Here is a 25,452-nt window from a genome sequence, read left to right as displayed (position 1 = left end):
CAGGTGTATAAATCCGGCTTTTGCTCGCCGATATTTTGGCGGGCGGCTTGCGTGTGCATAGCGCGGGTTTTGACAACATTCAACAAGGAACGCAGCCATGGGCGCGCAATGGAAAGCAAAGGGCAAGGCGCTGGTCGCCGATGCCAAGGGTAAGCTGTTTGGCAAGCTGGTCAAGGAAATCATGGTTGCAGCCCGTCTGGGCGGCGGTGACCCTGCTGCCAACTCGCGCCTGCGCATGGCGGTGGAAGCGGCCCGCAAGGCCTCCATGCCCAAGGACACGCTGGATCGCGCCATCAAGAAGGGCGCCGGCGTTGGTGCCGACGCAGTGAACTATTCCAGCGTGCTGTTTGAGGGCTATGCCCCTCATCGTGTGCCCGTGATGGTGGAATGTCTGACCGACAATCCCAATCGCACGGCTCCCAATATGCGTGTCTGCTTCCGCAAGGGCCAGATGAGCGCCGTGGCCTGGGATTTTGACCATGTGGGCATGATCGAAGGCGAGCCTGAAAACGGTGCCGACGTCGAAATGGCCGCCATCGAAGCCGGCGCTCAAGACTTCGAAGCGGGTGAAGAAGAGGGCACCACCCTGTTCATCACCGATATTGCCGATCTGGACGCCGTGAGCAAGGCTTTGCCCGCGCAAGGCATCAAGGTGCTGTCGGTCAAGCTGGGCTACAAGGCCAAGAACCCCATCAGCATGAGCAGCCTGTCTGCCGAGCAGCAGGAAGAAGTGCAGGAATTCCTGGCCGGTCTGGAAAACGACGACGATGTGCAGCATGTCTACGCAGGTCTGGTGGACTGAAGTCATCGCTGCATGGCAAAACGAGCGGCCCCGGGGTCGCTCTTTTTTTGCCCCGAGTCGCCCCCGGTCGGCGGCCCGGCAGCCGCTTTCTATACTGCAAGCCTGCTGAACTGTCTTGTGGATCGACTTCATGGTTTTTTTACCTCGCATTCCCGCGCCTGTTTCCCTGACCGCTATGGCGGTGGCCTTGTTGCTGGCGGGCCCTGCGCCACAGGCGGCCGAGCCTGAAAGGCTGACGGGGGTTGCGCGACAGGCGGATTCGCCTGCCGAACAGGATTTGCCTTTTTTCAGGCTGCGCCGTGCCGTGGTCGAGGCCGCGCAGGCCAAACGCTGGGACGATGCCATCGCCCAGTCGCGCAAGCTGCTGGACATGACGCTGCCACGCGGCAATCCTTACGAGCAGCTCGATGCCTCCGGTTTGCTCTACACCTTGCTTTATCAGCAAGGGCAGTACGCGCAGGCCGTGTTGCAGACCGACCAGATGATGGCTCTGGCCGCAGCCGAGGGCTACGACCCGGTCAGCGGTCAGATGCAGGCGCTGATACAGCGGGGCCTGACGGCCGCCATGATGGCTGGCGATCAGGAGGCATTGGCTCGCTATCTGCAGGTGCTCCGGCAGGAGTCCAAGGCTTTTGCGCCGCTGTGGCAGTGGGATGCGGAACACAAGCAACTGCACTACCAGGCCGCGCAGCTCAGCGTGCCGCTGGTGCAGGGGCGCTGGGTACTGGTCCAGCTGGAGCCGGCCAGGGATCGCAACGACTCCGCGAACCTGGAGTACGTCTATCTGAAGCCCGATGGCAGGCGCTTGCGGGTCCGCATGCGGCTCGGTTATGACGAGGGTCTTAAAGACATGGACGCTGCAGCCAGGCAGAAGTCGTTGCAGCAGGAGCATGGCATTTTTGCACGCGAGCAGATGCCAGAGCCTGGGCTGAGGCTGCCGGCCTTGCCGTTCGCCGACGCTGTGCAAAGTCAGCAGGCCAGCCGCGAGAAAAGAGAAGAGGGGAGGCCCGATATCCTGCATCTGGATTGGGGGCTGGTGCGCGGCAACTGGAAATTGAGCCTGCACGCCGAGCAAATGGACAGCGAGCGTGATAGCGCGCTGCTGCAGCTACCCCAGCTGTGGCAGGCCATGCAATGGCCCAAAGCGCCCGAGCTGCCGCCAGAGCTACCGCGCCAGGAGCGCGAGGTGGCCAGTGCCTGGCGGGTCGATGAAGACTGGTCCAGGGCCGGTCAACTGGCCCGCGCGGCCTTGGTAGATGCCCAGTTCCCCGCCGAGCTGGCGCGCCTGAATACGGTGGCTGGCATCTCGGCCTTCAAGGCCGGTCAGCAAGCCGAGGCCAGCCGCTATCTGGATCGGGCTCTGCAGGCCTGGCCCTATGTCAGCCTGTTCAGGCTGGAGTCCGAGCTGGTGGACCAGGCTCAGCAATATGGGGCCGAGCTGGCGGCGCAGCAGGGCCGCGACGCCGATGCCGCTCGACTGATGCGCCAGTACCTGCGCAATGCAGGCGGGCTGCAGAACATCTGGGTGCAGACCCAGGACCCGCAGGTGGCCGATCTGGAAAATCGGCGCACCGGCATGGTGCTGCCCATGCGTGCAGCAGGCTTTCATCTGCAAGAGCCTAAGGATTCGCAGCGCATGATGTACCGGGATCTGATGACTGGGCAACTGCTGGGTCTGACCACGGGGCTGAAGATCCCCGAGTCCGACGAGGCGCAGGAAAAGCTGCTTCGCACCGCGCTGGAAAAGCAGTTTCGCTTGAAGGCAGAGAGCTTGAAGAAGCGCAGCTTCACTGCGCAGACGCGCTCCAGGGACCGCCGGCCTGAAGGTCGCGAATGGACGTTTGAAGTGAGCCCGCAGGAGAGCAGGCCGGGCGCAGCTCCCGTCAAGCGCGTCGTCTTCTGGATCGTTGATCAGGGCGCAAGCCGAGCCATCCTGCGCGCTTCGGTGGCGAGTCCGCGCGAGCAAACCCGGGCCGAGCAGCTGGCCCAGGCGCTGAGTTGGTAGCTTTTTAGCTATTGATTCTTATTTGATAGCTGCTTTCTCAGGCTGGGTAAGGGATGCCTGCTGATTTTGCTGAAATTCATTGGCAATCAGCGCCAGCCCCTGCCGGTAGCTGGTAACGGCAAACCCCGGAAATGCCTGCTTGAACTCTCTGAAGTCAAACAGATTGTCGTGGGCTTAGCGGGGCAGCAGCTCTCGCAGCTCTGCCACGGGCTTGGAGATCAGGCCGGCTGCGCTCAGTGTCCAGTGGGGCAGCAGGCGATGGCGGGAAAACCTGCAAGAGCGGCCAAAGCTCTGGCTGGCCCAGCAGATCAGCTGCCTGTGCTGGGACGCTCATCGTCGCACGGCAGATGCCAGGTCTGGCCGTAAGCATCAGGCGTCCAGATGAGGGTGCGCAGACGGTCGTCACGCACGGGGGCCAGAGGTGTCTTGCCGGCCTTGAGCCTGTCAATTATCACGGCATGGCCACCGGTGAAATCAATGGCATCAAAGTATTGCGCGTCCACGGCATCAGGGGCGACCGTGTTGGAGAGCAGGGCCATGCGCGCTGCATCCGCCAGCCATGACTTGGCCGTGGCATCCCGGTTTGGCCATTTCAGCGAGCGCGGCTCCAGCGGCGAGTGGCCGCCCGGCGGGCTGACCAGGTGCTGCGCGTAACCCCGCCGTGCAAAGACCTCCCAGGCATGGCTGAGCTCTGGCAGCCACAGACCGCTGGGCTCCGCAGGGTCATCGTAACGGGCGACGTTGCTGAGGACGTGAAGAATGCGACGAGGCACGGGGAGTCTCCTGTGGCTCCCAACTCAAGCTTGAAGTGCAGTTCAATGTCAAGCCTGCGATGTGCTTTAAGTATTCCTGTTTTGATAGCTATCATCTCTTGATAGGTAAGGGACTGAGCTGGTTTTATTGATATTTTCCGAGCCGCGCTGTCAGCCATCCCGCTTTGTGATGGGGGAGGGCCCCAGCCTGGCTGCTGAGGTTTGCTTTATGCGTTAAGTTTCAAGCTGCTGTCCCTGAGTGTGCTCATGCTCGGCGGACCTGAGTTTCCCGGATTTGTCTTGAAAGGTGCCCATGGTGCACAAACGTTCTCTCGTAAAAGCCCTGGCGGTTGCCGCCCTTGTACCTGCCGCATTGCTGGCCCAGGCCCAGGATCTGGCTGTGACCGTTGGCGTGACAGCCGGCCCCCACGCCCAGATTGCCGAAGTGGCCAAGCAGGTTGCAGCCAGGCAGGGCCTGAAGGTCAGGCTGGTGGAGTTTGGCGATTTCATCCAGCCCAATGCGGCGCTGTCCACCGGTGATCTCGACGCCAACATCTACCAGCACCAGCCCTTCCTCGATGCCCAGAACAAGGACCGTGGCTACAAGCTGGTGCCCGTGGCCAAGGCCGTGAACCAGCAAATGGGCGTGTACTCCAAGAAGGTCAGAAAGCTGGCCGATCTCAAGAGCGGCGCGCGCGTGGGCATTCCCAACGATCCCACCAATGGCTCGCGTGCTCTGATGGTGCTGGCCAAGCAGGGATTGATCACGCTCAAGGCCGATGCCGGTGCGCGCGCCTCGGTGCTGGACATCACGGCCAACCCCAGAAAGCTCAGGTTTGTCGAGCTCGAAGCCGCCCAGTTGGCCCGTGCCCTTGATGATCTGGATGCCGCGGCCGTCAACAGCAGCTATGCCGTGGCGGCCGGCCTGTCCCCTCAGGGCGACTCGCTGGCGCTGGAAGATGTGAACACGCCTTATGTGACCGTACTCATCGTCACGCGTGCCGGTCATGAAAACAGCAAAGGCCTGCAGGCGTTTGTGAAGGCCTACCAGTCACCTGAGGTCAAGGCCTTTGTGGACAAGACCTTCAAGGGTGCTTACACCACCGCATGGTGAGCGCATGAATCAGCCCTGGAATCAACTGGATGAGGCGCTGTTCGAGCGCGCCAAGACTTTGCTGGACGAGGAATGGCTGAGCCGTGACGCCGATCTGGCGTCGCTTCTGCCCGTGGTGCTGGAGCGCGGCGTAGGCCAGGATTGGCACAAGGCCGGCACTTTTCGCCACCATCTGGCAGGCGTGGCGCGCTCTCTGGCGCTATGGCAGCAACCCAGGGAGGTGCGCCAGCTGGGTCTGCTGCACAGTGTCTACGGCAATGCCTTTGTCGATCTGGTCAAGTTCGATGCCGGCAACGAGCGCGAGCAGCTCAAGTGCCTGGTCGGAGAGCAGGCCGAGCATCTGGTCTACCTGTTTTGCACCATGAGCCGTACCCAGTTCGTGCAAAAGCTGTTGGCTGGCGAGCTGGGAGCCGACGGCAGCCTGCAGATCGAGCGCAACGGCCCCGAGCCGCGCGAGACCCTCAGGCTCACGGCCTATGAAGTGGCTGTATTCGCGATCGTCAGCATGGCCGATAGCATGGAGCAGTGGTTTAGCTGGCAGGAAGACATCTATTCGCGTTTCCCGGCCGTGGACCACAGTCGTCAGCAGGCCGTGCACTGGGCGGCGTCGCTGTGGCCCGGCCCCATGCGCCCCAGCAGCCGCATGCTCAGCCAGATCAGCGGCCTGGGCCATGCGCTGCAGCATCCTGCGCTCAAGACCCAGCTGCCGCTGCCGCCCGTGTTTGCAAGCTGCAGCCAGTTGCTGAGCGCGGGCAACGAGGCTGCGGCGGTGGCGCTGTACTGGTCGGTGATTCAGCTCGATCAGCCGCTGGTCGATCTGGACGCTGCCACCGCCACGCTGGAGCAGGCTGTGACCCTCAACCCCTGGGTGGGCGAGCCGCAGATGGTGCTGGCCCAGCTATACCTGAGCGCGGGCCGCAGCGCCGAGGCCGCTCGGGCCGCCGAGAGCGCGCTGCAATGCTTTTGCACCTGGGGCAATGCCTGGGACAAGCGCGTGCAGTGGGATGCCTGGATTGCCTGGACGCGTATCTTGCTTCAGTCGGCCCGGCAGGGCAGCTGGCCTGCGCGGCTGGACAAGCTCAACAATATGGCGCTGCGCTAGCGCTGACCAGCCGAGGCTCAGGCGTCTGTTCGCCAGGCGCTGCTGCTATAGAGCAGGTTTCAGGCAAAGAAAACCCCCGGCAGTCTGGCGGCTGCCGGGGGTTTTCGATTGAGGCAGAAGCCGCTTACTTGGTGCCGAAGATACGGTCGCCCGCATCACCCAGGCCGGGCAGGATGTAGCCATGGCTGTCCAGCTCGCGGTCCACGGCGGCGGTGTAGATGTCCACATCGGGGTGGGCGGCCTGCATGGTCTTCACGCCTTCGGGTGCGGCCAGCAGGCACATGAACTTGATGGACTTGGGCGCGCTCTTGTCCTTGAGCTGCTGCACAGCGGCCACGGCCGAGTTGCCGGTGGCCAGCATGGGGTCGACCACGATCACGTCGCGCTCGCCCATGTTTTCGGGCATCTTGTAGTAGTACTCGACGGGCTTGAGTGTCTCGGGGTCACGGTACAGGCCGATGTGGCCGATACGGGCGCCGGGCACCACGTTGAGCATGCCGTCCAGGAAGCCGTTGCCTGCACGCAGGATGGAGACCAGGGCCAGCTTCTTGCCGTCGATGACTTTGCCCGTCATTTTTTCCATGGGCGTCTCGATCTCGATGTCCTGCAGCGGGAAGTCGCGCGTCAGCTCATAGGCCATCAAGGTGGACAGCTCGCCCAGCATGCGGCGAAAGCTGTTGGTGCTGGCTTCCTTGCGGCGCATCAGCGTCAGTTTGTGCTGGACCAGAGGGTGGTCGATCAAATGCAAAGTGCTCATGTTCTTGGTCTTTGTGGTGAAGGCAAGCAGGCCCGCTTGTGGCGGGCTCGTGCTTGCAAAATTGGGATCAGTTGGATGCGGGCCGGGCCGCAACAGACGCTATTTTCGCTGTCACTCGGACAGCAGGCTGGCAAAACGCTCTAAATCCACATTGCCACCACTGATCACGATGCCCGCGCGCTTGCCCTTGAGCGGCAGACCACCGCTGATGGCGGCCGCCAGCGAGAGTGCGCCCGTGGGTTCGACCACGATTTTCATGCGCTCGGCATAAAAGCGCATGGCCTGGACCAATTGCTCGTCGTTGACGGTCAGCACCTCGTTCACGCGCTGCTGGATGATGGCAAAGGTCAGATCGCCCGGTGCCTGGGTCTGGGCGCCGTCGGCAATGGTGCGCGGCGTATCGATCTTGACGATATGGCCGGCGCGTAGCGACTGCTGCACATCGTTGCCGGCTTCCGGCTCGACCCCGATCACCTTGCATTGCGGAGCCAGGGCGTTGGCGGCCAGCAGACTGCCCGAGAGCAGACCGCCGCCGCCGAGGCAGACAAACAGATAGTCCAGGTCCGGCACTTCCTCCAGCAGTTCCTTGACGGCCGTGCCCTGGCCGGCAATCACGTCGCGGTGGTTGTAAGGCGGGATCAGCGTCATGCCGCGCTCGGTCGCCAGCTTGTCGGCGATGGCTTCGCGGTCTTCGGTGAAACGGTTGTAGGTGACGACCTGGGCGCCATAGCCGCGCGTGGCCGCCATCTTGGAGGCTGGCGCATCCTCGGGCATGACGATCAGGGCCGGCATGTCCAGCAGTTGGGCCGCCTGGGCAATGGCCTGGGCATGGTTGCCGGAGGAAAAGGCCAGGGCGCCGCCCTTGCGCTGCTCGGGCGTGAACTGGGCCAGAGCGTTATAGGCACCGCGAAACTTGAAAGCGCCTATGCGCTGCAGGTTCTCGCATTTGAAAAACAGGCGCGCACCCAGTTGTTCGTCCATGGTGCGGCTGGTCAGCACCGGCGTGCGGTGGGCTACGCCCTGCAGGCGCTGGGCAGCGGCCACGACATCGTCAAAAGTGGGCAGGGGGGCGGTGTTTGTGCTCATGGCAGGACAGGCTGAGGTGGTGACTGAACCCATGATAACGGCGCATGGTCCACTCCGGCCCGAATCGCTGCGTTGCTGCTCAGCTACATGTCGATGGCGGCCAGCGGACCATCGAGAAGATAGAGAAATACGAGAAGAAAAGGCATGCAGCCCTTTATTGCGAAGGGCTGATAGCTATTCAATCAGGAGCGATCGCCCGCTGAAGGCGGTGTCGGTGCAAACGCCTGCAGCGGCTCCAGCGGGGGGAAGTCGCCGGCGCGCTTGGCCTGCATGGCACTCACGGCCTCCATGACATGGCGGTTGCTCCAGATGCCGCTCTGCACCCAGCCCATTTGCTGCAGCGAGTCGCTCACGCTGTGGTCGCGTGCGTAATTGATCACCTGCTTGCTGCCCCAGATGGCCACGGGCGGCTTGGCCGCAATCTCGCGCGCGCAGGCGAGAGCTGCGGTGACGGCGGCTTCGGGAGTCTCATAGACAGCATTGACCAGACCGTGGCTGGCGGCCTCCTGGGCAGTCATGCGGCGGCCGGTGTAGGCCAGCTCCTTGACGATACCGAGCGGCATCAGCTTGGGCAGGCGCTGCAGGCTGCCAAGGTCGGCGGTCATGCCGATATTGATCTCCTGCACGCAGAAAAAGGACTCGGCGCTGGCATAGCGTATGCAGGCAGCGGCCACCAGATCCAGCCCTCCACCCACGCAGGCTCCCTGAATGGCGCAGATCACCGGCATGCGCAGGGCTTCAATCTTGTTGAAGGTGGACTGCAACTGGGCCAGGGTGTCGATGATGGCGGCGCGGCCCTCTGGCGTGCGGTCATTGGGCGCAAAGTCGGGGTCGGCAAAGGTCTCAAGTGCCATGCCGGCGCAGAAATGCTTGCCCGTGCTGCTGATGACCAGGGCGCGCGACTGGCCGCTGCGCTGCAGCGTATCCAGCACCAGGTCCAGCTCCTGCCAGAATCTGGGGTTCAGGGTGTTGAAGGCATCGGGGCGGTTGAGCACCAGATGGGCGATATGGTCGACCAGGTCCAGGCGAAAGCTGCTCAGACCCGCGGTCAGCAAGGTGTCGTCAGAGATATGGGGCATGCCGGCATGGTGTCTTGCGGCATCGGCCGGGCCAGTCGCACTCGCGACTGCAGACAGAAGAATCGGGTTGGGTCAAACCCGCAGTGCCAGCCGTTCCTTTCTGGGTGCAATGGAGCGGCTGGCAGAGAAGCTGGTGAAGAGCCGGATGCTGTGTTCCCGCAACTTCGACCAGGATCAGGCAGTCAGGGCTGGCGCTCTGTCCGCAGTATGGACCTTGAACACGGCCACCATGCCGGTCAGGCGCTGGGCCTGGTCGCTCAAAGAGACAGCGGCAGCCGTGGATTCTTCAACCAGGGCAGCATTTTGCTGCGTCATCTGATCCAGGTTGGTCACGGCTTGGTTGACCTGGCTGATACCGTCATGCTGCTCCATGGCCGAAGCACTGATCTCGCCAATCATGTCCGAGACCTTGCTCACGCTGCTGACGATTTCCTCCATCACGCGGCCCGCCTGGGAGACCTGGCTGGCGCCTTCCTGGGCGGCGTCCACGGAAGTGGTGATGAGCGCCTTGATCTCCTTGGCGGCCTCGGCGCTTCGGTGGGCCAGGGCGCGTACCTCGCCGGCGACCACGGCAAATCCTCTGCCTTGCTCGCCGGCACGGGCGGCCTCGACAGCCGCGTTGAGGGCCAGGATATTGGTCTGGAAGGCAATCGAGTCGATCACGCCGATGATGTCGGAGATGCGGTGTGCGCTGTCGCTGATGCGCCCCATGCTGCTGACCACGGACTGCACCACATGGCCACCGCGCTGAGCCACCTGTGCGGCATTGCCTGCCAGGTGGTTGGCCTGACGGGCAGTGTCCGAGGCCTGGGCGACGGTGGCGGTCAGCTGCTCCATGCTGGCCGCAGTTTCCTCGAGATTGGCGGCAGTCTGCTCGGTGCGTGCGGACAGGTCGTGGTTGCCAGTGGCGATTTCGGACGAGGCGGTGCTGATGGAGTGCACGCTGGTGCGTACATCGCTCACCAGGCTGCGTAGCTGGGCCGCCATGGTCGAGACCGAGCTGAGCAGGTGGCCGAACTCGTCATGGCGGTCGTTGCCGGCGGTCACCGTGAGATCGCCCTGCGCAATGGCCTGGGTCAACTCCACGGCTTCGTTCAGAGGCTGGGTGATGGAGCGGGTGAGGGCCAGCGCCAGGCCCAGAGCAGCCGTCAGCACAAGAGCCTGTACTGCCCATGAAAGCCAGATCGCTTTTTGGTGGTCTTGCTGAAGCTGAAGGCTGGCGGCGTCGCGCTGCTGCTCCTGCAGCTTCACAAAGCTCTGCAGCGAATCGACATAACGGGCAATGGCACCCAGATATTGCAGGCGGATGAAGTCGCGCATGGCTTCGATATCGCCGGTCAGCTTGATCTCTCGCGCCTGCTTGTTCAGCGCCAGAACCTCGGCGCGCACGGCTGCAATTTTTTGCAGAGCGGCCTTGTCGGCGTCGCTTTGAGCCAGTTTGATGACCTGCGCCTGCAGTGCCCCGTTGACGGCCACGCCTTCGCTGACCCGCTCGTCCATGCGCTGGGTCAGCGCCTCGTCGGTGGTCATATTGCTGGTGAGCACGCGCTCGCCCGTGGTCTCGGTCGCACCTTTCCACTGCAGGGCGAGGTTGATGCGATTGTCATAGTCGGCCAGGGTCTGCATGCCGATTTGCAGGGCCTTGGTGGACGAGTGCTGGTTCCACAGCGAGACGGCCAGCATCATGGTCAGAAGCCCGCCCAAAGTGCACCACAGCTTGGTGGATACACGCCATTGATTGAATTGCATTGGCTGAAAATTTGCAAAAGCACTGCCCGGCCGGAGCGAACTGGTGGTCTGCGGCAAGACCGGGCAGCGTGGTTAGCGTAGAGGAAGAAGCAACTGTGCCTGCAGGCAGCAGCACATGTCCAAGAGTCTGGCGGCAGGCACCAGGAGCTGGATTTATTATGTATCGACATAATGAGTGCAGCCTTGAGGATTTTCTCTGCTGCGACCATGAAAAAGGCCTGCTGACGCAGGCCCTTGGAGCGAGTGAGTGCGTTGGAATCAGCGCTTCTTGTTGCCCAGAATGCCGCCCAGCACGCCGCGCAGAATCTCCTTGCCCAGGCTGTTGCCCACGGTGCGCACCGTGGACTTGGCCATGGTCTGCACCAGACCGTCGTGCTGGCCGCCGCGCGGGCCGGTACGCCCGAACAGCAGCTCCTTGAGCCCGTCCATCATGGAGTCGGTGGCGCTGGCTTGCTGGGCTGAGCCTGCCGCTCCGGCAGCGACAGGGGCGTCGCCGGGCTTGACAGGCGTTGCGCTCGCTGTGCGGTCGCGCAATATCTCGAAGGCCGATTCGCGGTCCACGGCTTTTTCATAGACGCCAGCGACCAGGGAACCATCGATCAGGGCCTTGCGCTGTTCGGTCGTGATGGGGCCGAGCTGGCTGCCGGGCGGAATCACGAACACGCGCTCGGTCACGCTGGGGCGGCCTTTGTCGTCGAGGAAGCTGACCAGGGCCTCGCCCACGGCCAGCTCGGTGATGGCGGCGGCAATATCCAGGCCCGGGTTGGGGCGCATGGTGGAGGCGGCCGAGGCCACGGCCTTCTGGTCGCGTGGGGTGAACGCGCGCAAGGCATGCTGCACGCGGTTGCCCAGCTGCCCAAGCACGCTGTCAGGAACGTCCAGCGGGTTCTGGGTGACGAAGTACACGCCCACGCCCTTGGAGCGAACCAGGCGCACGACCAGCTCGATGCGCTCGATCAGCACCTTGGGCGCATCGTTGAACAGCAGGTGGGCCTCGTCAAAGAAAAACACCAGCTTGGGCTTCTCGGGGTCGCCGATCTCCGGCAACTGCTCGAACAGCTCGGACAGAAGCCAGAGTAAAAAAGTCGAGTACAGGCGCGGCGCGTTCATCAGCTTGTCCGCCGCCAGCACATTGATCACGCCCATGCCGTTGGCGTCGGTCTGCATCAGATCGCTGATGTCGAGCATGGGCTCGCCAAAGAACTTGTCGCCGCCTTGGCTTTCAATGCCCAGCAGTCCGCGCTGTATGGCGCCCACACTGGCCGAGCTGATGTTGCCGTACTGGGTGGTGAACTGCTTGGCGTTGTCGCCCACAAAGTTCAGCATGGCGCGCAGATCCTTGAGATCCAGCAGCAGCATGCCGTTGTCGTCGGCAATCTTGAACACCAGATTGAGCACGCCCATCTGGGTTTCGTTCAGATTCAGCATGCGGCCGATCAGCAGCGGGCCCATGTCCGAGATGGTGGCGCGCACGGGATGGCCCTGCTCGCCGAACACATCCCACAGCGTGGCGGGGCAGGCCAGGGGCTGGGGCAGGTCCAGGCCGCGATCCTTGAGCGATGCTGCCAGCTTGCCTTCGATCTTGCCGGCCTGGCTGATGCCGCTCAGATCTCCTTTGACGTCGGCCATGAAGACCGGCACGCCGATTTGCGAGAAGCTTTCGGCCAGTTTTTGTAGCGTGACGGTCTTGCCGGTGCCGGTGGCGCCGGTGATCAGGCCATGCCGATTGGCCAGTCCGGGCAGCAGGACACATTCTGTGGCAGAGTGCTGGGCAATCAAAAGGGGTGAAGCCATTTCGGGTTTCCTCTGGGGGGGCATGCAGTCAAAAGTAAAATCGCTCCCGCTAGGTTAAATCAAATATCAAAGGATTCCCTGTGGCAGGACACAGCAAATGGGCCAACATCCAGCACCGCAAGGGTCGCCAGGATGAAAAACGTGGCCGCATCTGGACGCGCATCATTCGTGAAATCATGGTTGCCGCCCGCCAAGGCGGCGGCGATCTGAGTGCCAATCCACGTCTGCGTCTGGCAGTGGACAAGGCCAAGGCCGCCAATATGCCGGCCGACAATATCAAGCGCAATATCGACAAGGCCACGGGCAACCTCGACGGCGTGACCTATGAGGAAATCCGTTACGAAGGCTATGGCATCGGCGGCGCGGCCATCATTGTGGACACAATGACGGACAATCGCGTACGTACGGTGGCCGATGTTCGCCATGCATTCAGCAAGTACGGTGGCAATATGGGCACCGAAGGCTCGGTGGCCTTCCAGTTCAAGCACGTGGGTCAGATCATGTTCGCCCCCGGCACGGACGAAGAAAAAGTCATGGAGATCGCTCTGGAGGCTGGCGCCGACGATGTGATCACCGATGACGAAGGTGGCATCGAGGTGCTGACGGCCCCCGGCGACTTTGAAGCCGTGCGTGATGTACTGCAGGCCGCCGGCTTTACCGCCGACATGGCCGAGGTGACCATGCGCCCCGAAAATACAATCGCTCTCGAAGGCGATGATGCAGTTCGCATGCAGAAGCTGCTGGACATGATTGAAGACTTGGATGACGTTCAGGACGTCTACCACAACGCAGAACTATGAAAATTCTTGTGATTGGCGGCGGTGGCCGTGAGCACGCTCTGGCGTGGAAGTTGGCCGAATCGCCCAAGGCGACCAAGGTCTATGTGGCTCCCGGTAACGGTGGCACTGCCCTGGCTGGCGGCAAGCTGGAGAACCTCAACATCACCGATGTGAAGGCTCTGCGCGAATGGGCCCAGGCCGAAAAAATTGTCGTGACCGTGGTTGGGCCCGAGGCTCCGCTGGCATCCGGCGTGGTCGATGAGTTCCGTGCCCACGGACTCAAGGTCTTTGGCCCGACCAAGGCTGCAGCGCAGCTGGAGTCCTCAAAGGCCTTCTCCAAGGACTTCATGGCGCGCCACAGTATCCCCACGGCGCAATATGAAACCTTCACCGACGCCGTCGCGGCCCACGCCTATGTGGATCGCCTGGGCGCTCCCATCGTCATCAAGGCCGACGGCCTGGCTGCCGGCAAGGGGGTGGTGGTGGCCATGTCGCTGCAGGAAGCCCACGATGCCGTGGACTTCATGCTGGTGGACAACAAGTACGGTGTCCAGCACAACGAAGGCGGTGCACGCGTCGTGATCGAGGAGTTCCTCGAAGGCGAGGAAGCCAGCTTCATCGTGCTGTGCGACGGCAAGAACGTGCTGGCGCTGGCGACCAGCCAGGATCACAAGCGTCTCAAGGATGGCGACCAGGGCCCCAATACCGGCGGCATGGGCGCTTATTCGCCTGCGCCCGTGGTGACGGCCGATGTGCATGCCCGCGCCATGCGCGAGATCATCCTGCCCACCATCCGCGGCATGGAAAAAGACGGCGTGCCCTACACCGGCTTCCTGTATGCAGGTCTGATGATCGACAAGGCCGGGCATCTCAAGACGCTGGAGTTCAACTGCCGCATGGGCGATCCGGAAACCCAGCCCATCATGATGCGTCTGAAGAGTGATCTGGTGGACGTGATGGTGGCAGCCTGCGAAGGCAAGCTGGATCAGCTGGAGCTGCAGTGGGACCGTCGTACCGCACTGGGCGTGGTCATGGCTGCCGCCGGCTACCCCGAAAACCCGCGCAAGGGCGATGTCATCACGGGGCTGCCCGCCGCAGCCGACGATGCCATGGTCTTCCATGCCGGCACCCAGCTGGGCGATGACGGACAGCCCGTGACCAGCGGTGGTCGCGTGCTGTGTGTGACCGTGCTGGCCGACAGTGTCAAGCAGGCGCAGCAGAAGGTGTATGACGTGGCACGTGGCATCCATTTCGATGGAGCCCAGTATCGCCGCGACATCGGCTTCCGCGCCGTCAAGAAAGCCGACTGATGATCCAGGCATCCTCATCTTCTGTGGCTGATCAGTTGCCTGCGGCCGAGGTGCGTGAGTACCTGATGGGTCTGCAGACCCGTATCACCGAGGCGCTGGAAGCGATCGAAGGCGAGGGTGGTGCGCGTTTTCTGGCAGACGCCTGGCACAAGGAGCCGGGCGAAAAGCTGCAAGGCAACGGCGTCACCAAGATCATGGAGGGCGGGCGCGTGTTCGAGCGCGCAGGCTGCGGTTTCTCGCATGTGCGCGGGCCGCAGCTGCCGCCTTCGGCGACACAGCACCGGCCCGAGCTGGCGGGTGCGCCGTTCGAGGCCATGGGCGTGTCGCTGGTATTTCACCCGCGCAATCCCCTGGTACCCACGGTGCACATGAATGTGCGCATGATCTCGGCCGGCCATGAGGGGCAGCCCAAGACTTGCTGGTTTGGCGGCGGCATGGATTTGACGCCAGTCTATGGCTTTGAAGAAGATGCCGTGCATTTCCATCAGGCCTGCCACGATGCGCTGGCACCATTTGGCGAGCTGCTCTACCCGCGTTTCAAGCAATGGTGTGACGAGTACTTCTTTCTCAAGCATCGCAACGAGCAGCGCGGCATCGGCGGTATCTTCTTCGATGATTTCAGTGAATTGGGTCAGCAGCAGAGCTTTGCCATGCTGCGCTCGGTGGGCGATGCCTTTCTGAAGGCCTATCTGCCCATCGTGGAGCGACGCAAGAATTTGCCTTACACCCAGCAGCAGGTGGACTTTCAGCGATACCGCCGTGGGCGCTATGTGGAGTTCAATCTGGTCTGGGACCGCGGCACGCATTTCGGCCTGCAGTCCGGCGGCCGTACCGAATCCATTTTGCTGTCCATGCCGCCCCATGCGGACTGGAGCTATCAGCGCGAGGATGCACCGGGTACCCCTGAGCGTGATTTGCTGGATAAATTCCTGATTCGCCGCGACTGGCTGTAATCAGTCTGTTTCCTTGCCGGCAGCGCATAAAGCCCTGTCAGCAAGGAAATTTTTTGAAAACTATAATTTCCATAGCTGGATGCGCGCTATCGACTGGCGCGTCAACCTTTTTCAATGCGTGAAGAGCACAGGTCTTAGGGGCCTGAACGCAGACGCTAACCCAGCCCTGATACGGGTGTGGCGCAGCACACGCTATATTGATCCCATCATTTACTGATTCCATCGCCTGATGACCACCTCCACCAAATCGGATTCCGCAGCCAAGCGCGACGTCACCAAACTCCAGCGAGCCATTGTTGACGGCCTCGAAGACGTCAAGGCCCACGACATCCAGGTGTTCAACACCGAAGCACTGTCGCCGCTGTTCGAGCGCGTGATCGTAGCCTCGGGTACTTCCAACCGCCAGACCAAGGCACTTGCCTCCAGCGTGCGTGAAGCCGTCAAGGAAGCAGGGTTTCCCGTGCCCCGCCAGGAAGGTGAGCAAAACGGTGAATGGATCATCGTGGACTGCGGCTCGGTGGTCTGCCACATCATGCAGCCGGCCATCCGCCAGTACTACCGCCTGGAAGAAATCTGGGGCGAGACACCGGTGCGCATGAAGATCGGTGCCGCCAAGCCCAAGCCCGCCGAAGTGGCCGCCAAGAAGCTGGCTGCCAAGCTGGCCGTGGAAAAGGCTGCTGCAGAAAACACCGTTGTCGCGAAAAAGCCTGCCGCCAAGAAGGCTGCGGCCAAGAAGCCTGCCACCAAAACGGCAGCCGGTGCCAAGCCTGCAGCCAAGAAGCCTGCTGCCAAGTCCGCCGCTGCCAAGACGGTCAAGACCGTGATCGTCAAGCCCAGCACGCCCCGTACTGCCAAGCCGGTTGCGGCCAAACCCGCAGCCAAGCGTGCTCCCCGCGCCAAGGCCTAAATGAAGTTGACCATCGTGGCTGTAGGCCTGCATGTGCCCGATTGGGCGCAGACGGCCTACGACGATTACGCCAAGCGCTTTCCACCCGAACTCAAGGTCGAACTCAAGGCCGTCAAGACCGAGCCGCGCGGCTCCAAGACGCTGGAGACCTTGTATGCGGCAGAGCGCAAGCGTATCGAAGCCGCCATTCCCAGAGGCACCCGCATCGTGGTCCTCGACGAGCGCGGAACCAATCTGACCACCAAGGCGCTGGCCCAGCGCCTCAAGGGCTGGCAGCTAGAGAGCGATGATGTGGCCCTGGTCATCGGCGGACCCGACGGGCTGGACCCCGAGTTCAAGGCCTCGGCACATGAGCGCATCCGTCTCTCCGACCTGACCCTGCCGCATGCCATGGTGCGCGTGCTGCTGATCGAGCAGCTCTACCGCGCCTGGTCGGTCAATGCCGGCCATCCCTACCACCGCGAATAAGCGCTTGTGATCGGACTCTGCGTGCAATTTCGCGCAGTGCGTGATACTATGATTTTGATAGCCTGTTGCGCTTTATATATGGGCGCTAGAGTCCATTTTTAATCAAAATCATGGCGCCATTTCTCTATCTTGCATCCCAAAGTCCCCGCCGTCGTCAGCTGCTGGAGCAGCTGGGCGTAGCGCATGAGTTGCTGCTGCCCAATGCAGCCGGCGATATCGCCGAGGATGCCGAGGCCATAGAGGCCGAGCTGGCCGGGGAAGATCCCCATGACTATGTGCAGCGCGTGACGGCCGGCAAGCTCGATGCGGCCGTGGCTCGCCATGCGCGGCGCGGTCTGCCGGCAGCGCCCATTCTGTGCTCAGACACCACCGTGGCACTGGGCAAGCAGATTCTGGGCAAGCCCGCCGATGCCGAAGACGCGCGACGCATCCTGCGTCTGCTCTCCGGGGCCGAACATGAGGTGCTGACCGCCGTGGCGCTGCAAAGCGGCGGGCGGCGTCTGCAGGCGCTGTCGGTGTCCACCGTGCGCTTCGCGCCCATGACCGAGGCACAGATCGATGCCTATGTGGTCACGGGCGAGCCCATGGGCAAGGCCGGTGCCTATGGCATACAGGGCAGGGCTGCCGCGCATATTGCGCAGATTCGCGGCAGCTATTCAGCCATCATGGGCCTGCCCGTTTACGAAACTGCCGAGCTTTTGCGCCAGCTGGGCTGGCCGCTCTGAATCTTTGGCGCAATCGACACTCTGTTCTTGAGGCTTGCCCAAGGGAAGGTCTGCATGGCAGCTGTCTTGCGCCAGCCATGCGCGCGTCGCACACTGGGCGCAGCAAAAGCCAAGACATATCAAGAAAGAACGACAGTCAATGCAGCAAGATATTCTGATCAACTGGTCGCCGCAGGAAACGCGGGTGGCGATTGTCGAGAATGGTGCCGTGCAGGAGCTGCACATGGAGCGCCCGCTGGAGCGGGGGCTCGTCGGCAACATCTATCTGGGCAAGGTCTCGCGCGTGCTGCCCGGCATGCAGTCCGCCTTCATCGATATCGGTCTGGAGCGTGCGGCCTTTTTGCACGTGGCCGATGTCTGGCAGCGCCAGGAAAGTGGCGAAGCCCCGATGTTCGCGCGCAAGGACCAGCCGCTGACACCCATCGAAAAGCAGGTGTTCGAAGGCCAGTCCATCATGGTGCAGGTCATCAAGGACCCCATAGGCACCAAGGGCGCGCGTCTGTCCACGCAGATCAGCATCGCTGGGCGCCTGCTGGTGTTTCTGCCGCAGGACGACCATATCGGCATCTCCCAGAAAATCCCCCAGAACGAGCGCGACGCCTTGCGGGCCCGTCTGCAGGAGCTGGTCGGCACCAAGGACGGCGGCGGGGGCGGCGGATTCATTCTGCGCACCAATGGCGAGGAATCCAGCGATGCCGAGCTGGCCGATGACATCCGCTATCTGCGCAAGACCTGGGCGCGCATCAAGGATGCCGCGCAGAAGCTGCCCGTGATGTCGGTGCTGCATCAGGACCTGAACCTGCTGCAGCGTGTGCTGCGGGATCTGGTCGGCGAGAACACCCAGAGCATCCGCATCGATTCGCGCGAGCAGTTTGCGCTGCTCAAGAGCTTTGGCCAGGAATACATGCCGGCGGCAGTGCCCAAGCTGGCGCTGTACAAGGGCGAGCGGCCGATTTTCGACCTCTACAACATTGACGAGGAAATCGCGCGTGCGCTGGGGCGGCGTGTGGATCTGAAGTCGGGCGGCTATCTGATCGTCGATCAGACCGAAGCCCTGACCACCATCGATGTCAACACGGGTGGCTATGTCGGCGCGCGCAATTTTGACGACACCATCTTCAAGACCAACCTGGAAGCGGCGCACGCCATTGCGCGTCAGTTGCGGCTGCGCAATCTGGGTGGCATCGTCATCGTGGACTTCATCGACATGGTGCGCGAGGAGCATCAGGGCGAGGTGCTCTCCGAATTCCGCCGCCAGCTGGCACGCGACCGCGTCAAGACCATGGCCGGCGGCTTCTCGCAGCTGGGCCTGCTGGAGATGACGCGCAAGCGTACTCGCGAGTCGCTGGCCCATATGCTGTGCGAGCCCTGTGCGGCCTGCTCCGGCAAGGGCAACGTCAAGACCGCGCGCAGCATCTGCTACGAGGTTCTGCGTGAAATCCTGCGCGAAGCGCGCCAGTTCAATCCCCATGAGTTCCGCATCGTGGCATCCCCCAAGGTGGTGGAGATGTTCCTCGACGAGGAAAGCCAGCATCTGGCCAGCCTCTCCGACTTCATCGGCAAGCCGATCTCCCTGCAGGCCGAGACTGCGATGGCGCAGGAGCAATATGACATTGTTCTGCTTTGAGTGAGAGTGCATTCAGCGTCATTTGATTTGGAAATCATTTTCCAAATTTAGACAATGCTCAAAGTAATTTGTTGCTCAACTTCTTCAAGCTGATTTACTTGCATTTGGCATTTATAAGTAGAAGCAGTGTGGCGAGGTTGGCGACGCCTACGGATTAAATGGAAAATTCCTGCGAATCCAGATGACCACGAGGTCCGACTGAGGGGCTGTACATCCGCGTCATAATCCCGGTGAAAAGCAATGAGGATGGCATGGACAAGAAGCAGCTTAGCGAAGCCGACATTTGTGCGAAATTCATCAGCCCGGCTGTGCTGAATGCTGGTTGGAGCGAGTTGGATCAGATCTACCGTGAGTACACCATTGCTCCAGGGCGTATTGTGGTCAGAGGGCAGAAGGCACAGCGCAATCTGCAGTCAGTTTTGCGTGCAGATTACTTGCTATGCCATCAGTATGGTCAGCCTTTGGCCGTTATTGAGGCCAAAGACAACTGCCATGCCGTTGGCGCGGGCATGCAACAAGCCGCTGAATATGCCGAGCGCATGGGGGTGCCTTTTGCATTTGCCAGCAACGGCGACGGTTTTGTATTCAGGGATGCCAGCTTGCTTTTTAACGGGCAGTTGTTGACCGACCTCCAAATGGACGAGTTCCCATCGCCTGCGCGGCTTTGGGCGCTATTTCAGCAATGGAAAGGCTGGTCAGCTGAACAGACCCGTGTGAATGGCTTCGCCTACCACCAAGGCGACAATGGCCGTGTTCCGCGTTATTACCAGTTGCACGCCATCAACCGCACGTTGGAGGCGGTAGCCGCGGGGCAAAACCGTGTCTTGCTAGTCATGGCCACAGGCACCGGCAAAACTTATACCGCCTTCCAGATCATCTGGCGCCTGCTCAAAAGCGGGGCCAAAAAGCGGGTGTTGTTCCTTGCCGACCGAAACATCCTGGTGGACCAGACCATGGTGGGTGACTTCAAGCCCTTCAAGGGGGGCATGGCCAAGCTCAGCCCCAACGCCAAGGGCATTGAGCGTGTGGATGCCAATGGAGTCACCACAGTGGATGAGCTGAAGCTGGCAGTCACCAAAGGCAAGAAAAGCACAGGTGGCAAGCAAGTCAATAAAGCCTATGAGGTGTATCTGGGCCTGTACCAGGCCGTCACCGGCAAGAGCGGTGCGGATGATGTGTACAAACAGTTCAGCCCCGACTTTTTTGACCTCATCGTCATTGACGAATGCCACCGTGGCAGCGCCAATGAAGATTCGGCATGGCGCGAGATTCTGGACTACTTCAGCAGTGCTACGCAGGTGGGGCTGACGGCTACACCCAAAGAAACCGAAGATGCCTCCAACATCAACTACTTTGGCGAGCCCGTCTACACCTACACCCTCAAGGAAGGCATTGAAGACGGCTTTCTGGCCCCGTACAAAGTCGTGCGCGTCGATCTGGATCGTGACACCTTCGGCTGGCGGCCCCCCAAGGGCATGCTGGACGACAACGGACACCCCATTGAAGACCGCATCTACAACGCGGCCGACATGAACCGCAATCTGGTGTTGGGCCTGCGCGACCGCGTGGTGGCGGGCAAAATTACCGAATACCTCAAGGGCACAGACCGCAACGCCAAAACCATTGTCTTCTGCGAAGACGTGGACCACGCCCAGCGCATGACAGCCGCGCTGGCGCAGGCCAACAAAGACATCTGCGCCAGCCGCCACAAATACGTGATGCAGATCACTGGCGACAACGAAGTGGGCAAGCGCGAGCTGGACAACTTCATCGACCCTGACAGCCCAGACCCCGTGATTGCCGTCACCAGCAAGCTGATGAGCACTGGTGTGGATGCCCAGACCTGCAAGCTCGTAGTTCTGGATCAGAACATCAAGTCCATGACGCTGTTCAAGCAAATCATTGGGCGTGGCACGCGGTTGAACGAAGAGCATGGCAAGCAGTTCTTCACGATTTTGGATTTCAAGCGCGCCACGGAGCTGTTTGCAGACAAGGACTTTGACGGTGAGCCCGTGCAGATCTACCAGCCCACGGGTGATGACGATGTGGTGCCACCACCACCGCCGCCCGCGGACGATGAAAGCACCGTGATCGACGGCGACAGCTGGTTGCCAGACGCGGATGGCGATGGCCAGGGTGACAGCAGCTCCGTGCCGACCGGCAACACCAAGGACCCGGCAGGCGTCTATGGCGACGGGACTGGTGGTAGCGCTGGCGCGGCAGGCGCCACGGACAAGCCCCGCAAATACCAGATCGGCAATCGCGTCACCGTGGCCATTGCCCGTGAGCGCGTGCAATACCTGGACGCCAACGGCAAGCTGGTCACGGAAAGCCTGCGTGACTTCACCCGCATCAACCTGGCCAAAAAATACGAATCGCTGGACGCCTTTATGCAGGCCTGGAGCAGTGCCGACCGCAAGCAAGCCTTGATCGAGGAGCTGCAGCACCATGGCGTGCTGCTTGATGTGCTGACCGAAGAGTTGTCACTGGAAAAGGGCGACGGCAGCAGCCTGCAAGGGGCTGACCCGTTCGACGTGCTGCTGCACGTCGCCTACGACCAGCCCATACTCACCCGCAGTGAACGGGCCAAACGGGCCAGGAAGAAGCTGCAGGACGATGGCATCTATGCCAAGTACGGTGAAACCGCCCGCAAGGTGCTGGACGCTTTGATCGACAAGTACGCAGACGAGGGCATTGCTGCCATTGAAAATACCGATGTGCTCAAGGTCCAGCCCTTGAGCCAGATGGGCTCGCCAGTGGAGTTGATCAAGAGCTTTGGCGGCTCCAAGCTCAATTACCAGGCTGCCATCGCCCATCTGGGCCAAGCCATCTACCAGCCAGGCCATCCATAAGCTTGCAAAATGCATAGCTGCCCACGCTTTTCTGAAAAGCGTGGGCAGCATTTTTTACACGACTTGCGCAAACGGGTTCGGGCAAGGCGACTGCCTCAGGAGGCAGCCCTTGTTGCATTCTTGTTTGCGTAAGTCCCGTTTTTGTTTAGATATCCAGAAGTTCGCAGCATGTCCAATCTGTCATCCATCATCAAATCCATCCAAGACACCATGCGCCAGGACAGCGGGGTGGATGGAGATGCCCAGCGGCTGTCCCAATTGACCTGGCTGCTGTTCTTGAAGGTGTTTGATGCCCTGGAAGAAGAGCTGGAGTTGACCCGAGACAACTACCAGAGCCCTATCCCCGAAGCACTGCGCTGGCGCAACTGGGCGGCTGACGAAGAAGGCATGACGGGCGAGGCCTTGCTGGACTTTGTGGACAACCAGCTCATCCCCACGCTCGCCAGTCTGCCCGGTAGCATTGAGCAAAACCCGCACGCCTATGTGCTGCGCAGCGTGTTCGACGACACCTACAACTACATGAAAAGCGGCCACCTGCTGCGTCAGGTCATCAACAAGCTGGCCGTCATTGACTTCAATCGCCAGGCCGAGCGCCATCAGTTCAACGACCTGTACGAAAAGCTGCTCAAAGACCTGCAGGCCGCAGGTAACGCGGGCGAGTTCTACACGCCCCGCGCCGTCACCCAGTTCATGACCGATATCGTCAACCCCCAGCTGGGCGAAACCGTCATGGACCCCGCCACCGGCACCGGCGGCTTTCTGGTCTGCGCCATCGAGCATTTGCGCCAGCAAGCCCAGACACCCGAGCAGCAAGCCCTTCTGCAAACTGCCGTGCGCGGCGTGGAAAAGAAACCGCTGCCCCATAGCCTGTGCGTCACCAACCTCATGCTGCACGGCATTGAAGTGCCCAGCCAGATCAAGAATGACAACACCTTGAGCCGCCCGCTGCGCGACTACGGCCGGGCTGACCAGGTGGACGTCATCCTCACCAACCCGCCCTTTGGCGGAACGGAAGAGCCCGGCATTGAAGACGGCTTTCCCGCTGACCTGCGCAGCCGCGAAACGGCCGATCTGTTCATGATTCTCATCATGAAGCTGCTCAAAGACGGTGGCCGCGCCGCCGTGGTGCTGCCCGACGGCTTTTTGTTTGGCGAAGGCAGCAAAAGCCGTATCAAGGAAAAGCTGCTCACCGAGTGCAATCTGCACACCATCGTGCGGCTGCCCAATGGCGTGTTCAACCCCTACACCGGCATCAAGACCAATATCCTGTTTTTCACCAAGGGCCAGCCCACGCAAGACGTCTGGTACTACGAGCACCCATACCCCGTGGGCGTGAAGAACTACAACAAAACCAAGCCGATCAACATCAAGGAGTTTGATGCCGAGAAAACTTGGTGGGGCAGCGCCGCAGACGGCTATGCCAGCCGCCAGCAAACCGAGCTGGCATGGAAGGTGAGCCTCGACACCCTGCGCGCCGCGAACTGGAACCTGGACCAGAAAAACCCCCATGTGGGCGAACAAGTCAGCCATGACCCGGATGAACTGCTGGCGCAATACACCCAGTTGCAGGCCGATGCGCAGGCACTGCGCAGCCAGTTGCAAGCCATGCTGGCTCAGTCTCTGGCCGGTGGCGGCCATGGCGCAGAAAACAATTGATAGCTGCTAGCGCTTGATAGATAAGGATTTCAAGGTCAAAACATGCTGAATACCAGTAATGACCAGCGCAAGCTGCTACCAAACTTTGATCAACTATTTGCCACCACTGCCCAGGCCCCCGGCGGCGTGGCGCGCCTGCGCGAGCTGATCTTGACTCTGGCCGTGCAAGGCAAGCTGGTGCCGCAGGATGCGAATGATGAACCTGCGAGTGAGTTGCTGAAGAAAATTCGGGCGGAAAAAGACCGGCTGATTGCGGTAGGCAAGATTAAAAGGGACAAGCCGCTGGCGGCAATTACGGAAGAGGAAAAGCCGTTTGAATTGCCGGTGGGGTGGGAGTGGGTTCGTGTCGGTAGTGCTGGTGTAACTCAAACTGGAGGAACGCCATCGACAAATAAATCTGAGAATTTCGATGGGGATTTCCCATTTATTGGGCCTGGACAGATAACACTTCAGGGAGATATTTTTTCTGCGGATAAATATATTTCTCAGATAGGGTGTTTAGAGTCTGCAATAGCAGAGCCTAATGATATTGTTATGGTTTGCATTGGCGGATCTATTGGAAAGTGCGCAGCAGTTTCAAATTCCATTGCATTCAATCAGCAGATTAATTCTATTCGTCCGATTTTTTTGATAAGTAAATTCGTGCTTTATGCAATGAGATCGTGTTATTTTAAGAATTCTGTCAAATCTGCTGCAACAGGATCTGCCACCCCTATTATTAGTAGAGGTAAATGGGATTTTATTCCCTTACCAATTCCACCCCTCGAAGAACAATCCCGCATTGTCGCCCGCGTCGAAGAACTGATGCGTCTGTGTGATGCACTGGAGGAAAAAGGCCGGCTGGAGCACACCCAGCACCAGCAACTGCTGCAAGCCTTGCTGGATAGCTTGACCCGAACCCAAAGCGCGGAAGAGCTGGCGCGCCACTGGCAGCGGCTGACGCAGCACTTTGACCTGCTCATCGACCGCCCCGAAGCCGTGGACGCGCTGGAGCAAACCATCCTCCAACTCGCAGTGCGCGGCCTGCTGGTGGAGCAGGATGTGAGCGATGAGCATGCGAGTGAGCTGCTCAAAAAGGTGCGTGCGGAAAAGGATAGGTTGATTGCAGAGGGGAAAATTAAAAAAGAAAAGCCGCTGTCTGAAATTGCCGAGAAGGAAAAGCTATTTGAATTGCCTATAGGCTGGCATACCGAAAGGCTTGGTAATCTGTTGAATATAAGTAGCGGTATAACTTTAGGAAGAAAAACAGCCCTAAACAAACCTATTGAAATACCTTATTTACGTGTGGCAAATGTTCAAAGATGGATGCTTGAATTGAATTCAATGAAAAGCATCATGATTGACGAATCTGAAGTCGATAGATATAAGCTGGTGAAAGACGATCTACTGATTACCGAAGGCGGTGATTGGGATAAGGTTGGACGCACTGCAATATGGAGTGATGAGCTGCCAGGTTGTGCGCATCAGAATCATGTGTTTAAGGCGCGTAAGGTAATACCTGAGTGGAATGTGGTTTGGTCTGAGCTTTTTTTGAATTCAGATATTGCTCGAAAATATTTCGCTTCTTCTGCGAAGCAAACAACTAATTTAGCTTCAATCAATATGACGCAGTTGAAAAACTGTCTCTTTCCAATTCCTCCATTGCCAGAACAATCCCGCATCGTCGCCCGCGTCACCGAGCTGCGCGCCCTGTGCCAGCAATTGCGCGACAAACTCACTCAAGCGCGCAGTACCCAAACCCAGCTGGCGCAGGCCTGGGTAGTGCAGGCTGCAAGGTAATCACGACTTACACAGAACGGGTTCAGGCAGGATGACGGCCGCAGGAGGCAGGCCGTTGTTGCATGCTTGTTTGCCAAGTCCTGGCAGGTGTGTTTCAAGGATTCAAAAAATAGCGGCCAGCGCTTTATCCATAAGCACCAGCCGCTATTTCCATGC

General features: G+C 60.6%; 19 protein-coding genes and 1 pseudogene. 14 read left to right on the top strand and 6 right to left on the bottom strand.

Annotated features, from left to right (window positions below; all coding sequences use genetic code 11):
• The first annotated feature begins 97 nt into the window (after positions 1–97).
• Positions 98–802, top strand: coding sequence for a YebC/PmpR family DNA-binding transcriptional regulator (locus AC1RTQ_RS12025; protein WP_003053809.1), 705 nt, complete (start codon positions 98–100; stop codon positions 800–802).
• Positions 803–932: 130 nt separating this feature from the next.
• Positions 933–2,807: a hypothetical protein gene (locus AC1RTQ_RS12020; RefSeq protein WP_492875979.1), complete on the top strand. Its 1,875-nt coding sequence runs from the start codon at positions 933–935 to the stop codon at positions 2,805–2,807.
• An 18-nt stretch (positions 2,808–2,825) separates the two neighbouring features.
• Here AC1RTQ_RS12020 and AC1RTQ_RS12015 read toward each other — a convergent pair.
• Positions 2,826–3,580: pseudogene (locus AC1RTQ_RS12015) on the bottom strand (hypothetical protein).
• A gap of 292 nt (positions 3,581–3,872) precedes the next feature.
• Here AC1RTQ_RS12015 and AC1RTQ_RS12010 point away from each other — a divergent pair.
• Both AC1RTQ_RS12010 and AC1RTQ_RS12005 read left to right on the top strand, forming a co-directional pair.
• Positions 3,873–4,673, top strand: coding sequence for a MetQ/NlpA family ABC transporter substrate-binding protein (locus AC1RTQ_RS12010; protein ID WP_492875977.1), 801 nt, complete (start codon positions 3,873–3,875; stop codon positions 4,671–4,673).
• Positions 4,674–4,677: 4 nt separating this feature from the next.
• Entirely contained in the window at positions 4,678–5,775 is a 1,098-nt protein-coding gene (locus AC1RTQ_RS12005) for a DUF6817 domain-containing protein (RefSeq protein WP_492875975.1), read from the top strand.
• Positions 5,776–5,899: 124 nt separating this feature from the next.
• Here AC1RTQ_RS12005 and upp read toward each other — a convergent pair whose 3' ends face one another.
• The 5 genes from upp to AC1RTQ_RS11980 all read right to left on the bottom strand — a co-directional run bounded on the left by upp (position 5,900) and on the right by AC1RTQ_RS11980 (position 12,240).
• Positions 5,900–6,532, bottom strand: coding sequence for a uracil phosphoribosyltransferase (gene upp, locus AC1RTQ_RS12000; protein ID WP_003053872.1), 633 nt, complete (start codon positions 6,530–6,532; stop codon positions 5,900–5,902).
• Between the two features lie 111 nt (positions 6,533–6,643).
• Complete coding sequence (locus AC1RTQ_RS11995; protein ID WP_492875973.1) at positions 6,644–7,618, bottom strand: threo-3-hydroxy-L-aspartate ammonia-lyase; 975 nt, start codon at positions 7,616–7,618, stop codon at positions 6,644–6,646.
• Between the two features lie 182 nt (positions 7,619–7,800).
• Positions 7,801–8,697, bottom strand: a complete 897-nt coding sequence (locus AC1RTQ_RS11990; RefSeq protein ID WP_492875971.1) for an enoyl-CoA hydratase-related protein — start codon at positions 8,695–8,697, stop codon at positions 7,801–7,803.
• A gap of 174 nt (positions 8,698–8,871) precedes the next feature.
• Positions 8,872–10,446, bottom strand: coding sequence for a methyl-accepting chemotaxis protein (locus AC1RTQ_RS11985; RefSeq protein ID WP_302090189.1), 1,575 nt, complete (start codon positions 10,444–10,446; stop codon positions 8,872–8,874).
• Positions 10,447–10,704: 258 nt separating this feature from the next.
• On the bottom strand, positions 10,705–12,240 hold the full coding sequence (locus AC1RTQ_RS11980; RefSeq protein WP_492875969.1) for a helicase HerA-like C-terminal domain-containing protein: 1,536 nt from the start codon (positions 12,238–12,240) through the stop codon (positions 10,705–10,707).
• 80 nt (positions 12,241–12,320) lie between these two features.
• Between AC1RTQ_RS11980 and AC1RTQ_RS11975 the strand changes: the two genes are divergently transcribed.
• From AC1RTQ_RS11975 to AC1RTQ_RS11930, 10 genes are all read left to right on the top strand, one after another.
• The gene (locus tag AC1RTQ_RS11975; protein ID WP_492875967.1) at positions 12,321–13,040 is read left to right on the top strand and encodes a YebC/PmpR family DNA-binding transcriptional regulator; all 720 of its coding nucleotides are present in this window, start codon (positions 12,321–12,323) and stop codon (positions 13,038–13,040) included.
• Positions 13,037–14,329: a phosphoribosylamine--glycine ligase gene (gene purD / locus AC1RTQ_RS11970; RefSeq protein ID WP_304352229.1), complete on the top strand. Its 1,293-nt coding sequence runs from the start codon at positions 13,037–13,039 to the stop codon at positions 14,327–14,329. Before AC1RTQ_RS11975 ends, purD begins: the two co-directional genes overlap by 4 nt.
• Positions 14,329–15,282, top strand: coding sequence for an oxygen-dependent coproporphyrinogen oxidase (gene hemF, locus AC1RTQ_RS11965; protein WP_492875965.1), 954 nt, complete (start codon positions 14,329–14,331; stop codon positions 15,280–15,282). Before purD ends, hemF begins: the two co-directional genes overlap by 1 nt.
• A 229-nt stretch (positions 15,283–15,511) precedes the next feature.
• On the top strand, positions 15,512–16,189 hold the full coding sequence (gene rsfS / locus AC1RTQ_RS11960; protein ID WP_304352227.1) for a ribosome silencing factor: 678 nt from the start codon (positions 15,512–15,514) through the stop codon (positions 16,187–16,189).
• On the top strand, positions 16,190–16,657 hold the full coding sequence (gene rlmH, locus AC1RTQ_RS11955) for a 23S rRNA (pseudouridine(1915)-N(3))-methyltransferase RlmH (protein WP_003075623.1): 468 nt from the start codon (positions 16,190–16,192) through the stop codon (positions 16,655–16,657).
• Between the two features lie 110 nt (positions 16,658–16,767).
• Positions 16,768–17,382 (top strand): Maf family protein, encoded by a 615-nt coding sequence (locus AC1RTQ_RS11950; RefSeq protein WP_492875962.1) that lies wholly within the window; start codon positions 16,768–16,770, stop codon positions 17,380–17,382.
• Between the two features lie 139 nt (positions 17,383–17,521).
• Complete coding sequence (rng, locus tag AC1RTQ_RS11945; protein ID WP_302090196.1) at positions 17,522–19,009, top strand: ribonuclease G; 1,488 nt, start codon at positions 17,522–17,524, stop codon at positions 19,007–19,009.
• Between the two features lie 251 nt (positions 19,010–19,260).
• Entirely contained in the window at positions 19,261–21,861 is a 2,601-nt protein-coding gene (hsdR, locus tag AC1RTQ_RS11940) for an EcoAI/FtnUII family type I restriction enzme subunit R (protein ID WP_492875960.1), read from the top strand.
• Between the two features lie 168 nt (positions 21,862–22,029).
• A complete protein-coding gene (locus tag AC1RTQ_RS11935) occupies positions 22,030–23,517 on the top strand; it encodes a type I restriction-modification system subunit M (RefSeq protein WP_492875958.1) in 1,488 nt (495 codons plus the stop codon).
• Between the two features lie 42 nt (positions 23,518–23,559).
• Positions 23,560–25,296, top strand: a complete 1,737-nt coding sequence (locus tag AC1RTQ_RS11930) for a restriction endonuclease subunit S (protein ID WP_492875956.1) — start codon at positions 23,560–23,562, stop codon at positions 25,294–25,296.
• Positions 25,297–25,452: the final 156 nt, after the last annotated feature.

This window comes from Comamonas sp. GW821-FHT11H03, from assembly GCF_058807955.1.
Note: the sequence above shows the minus strand (reverse complement) of the source record. Positions and strands in the feature narration are given on the sequence as shown.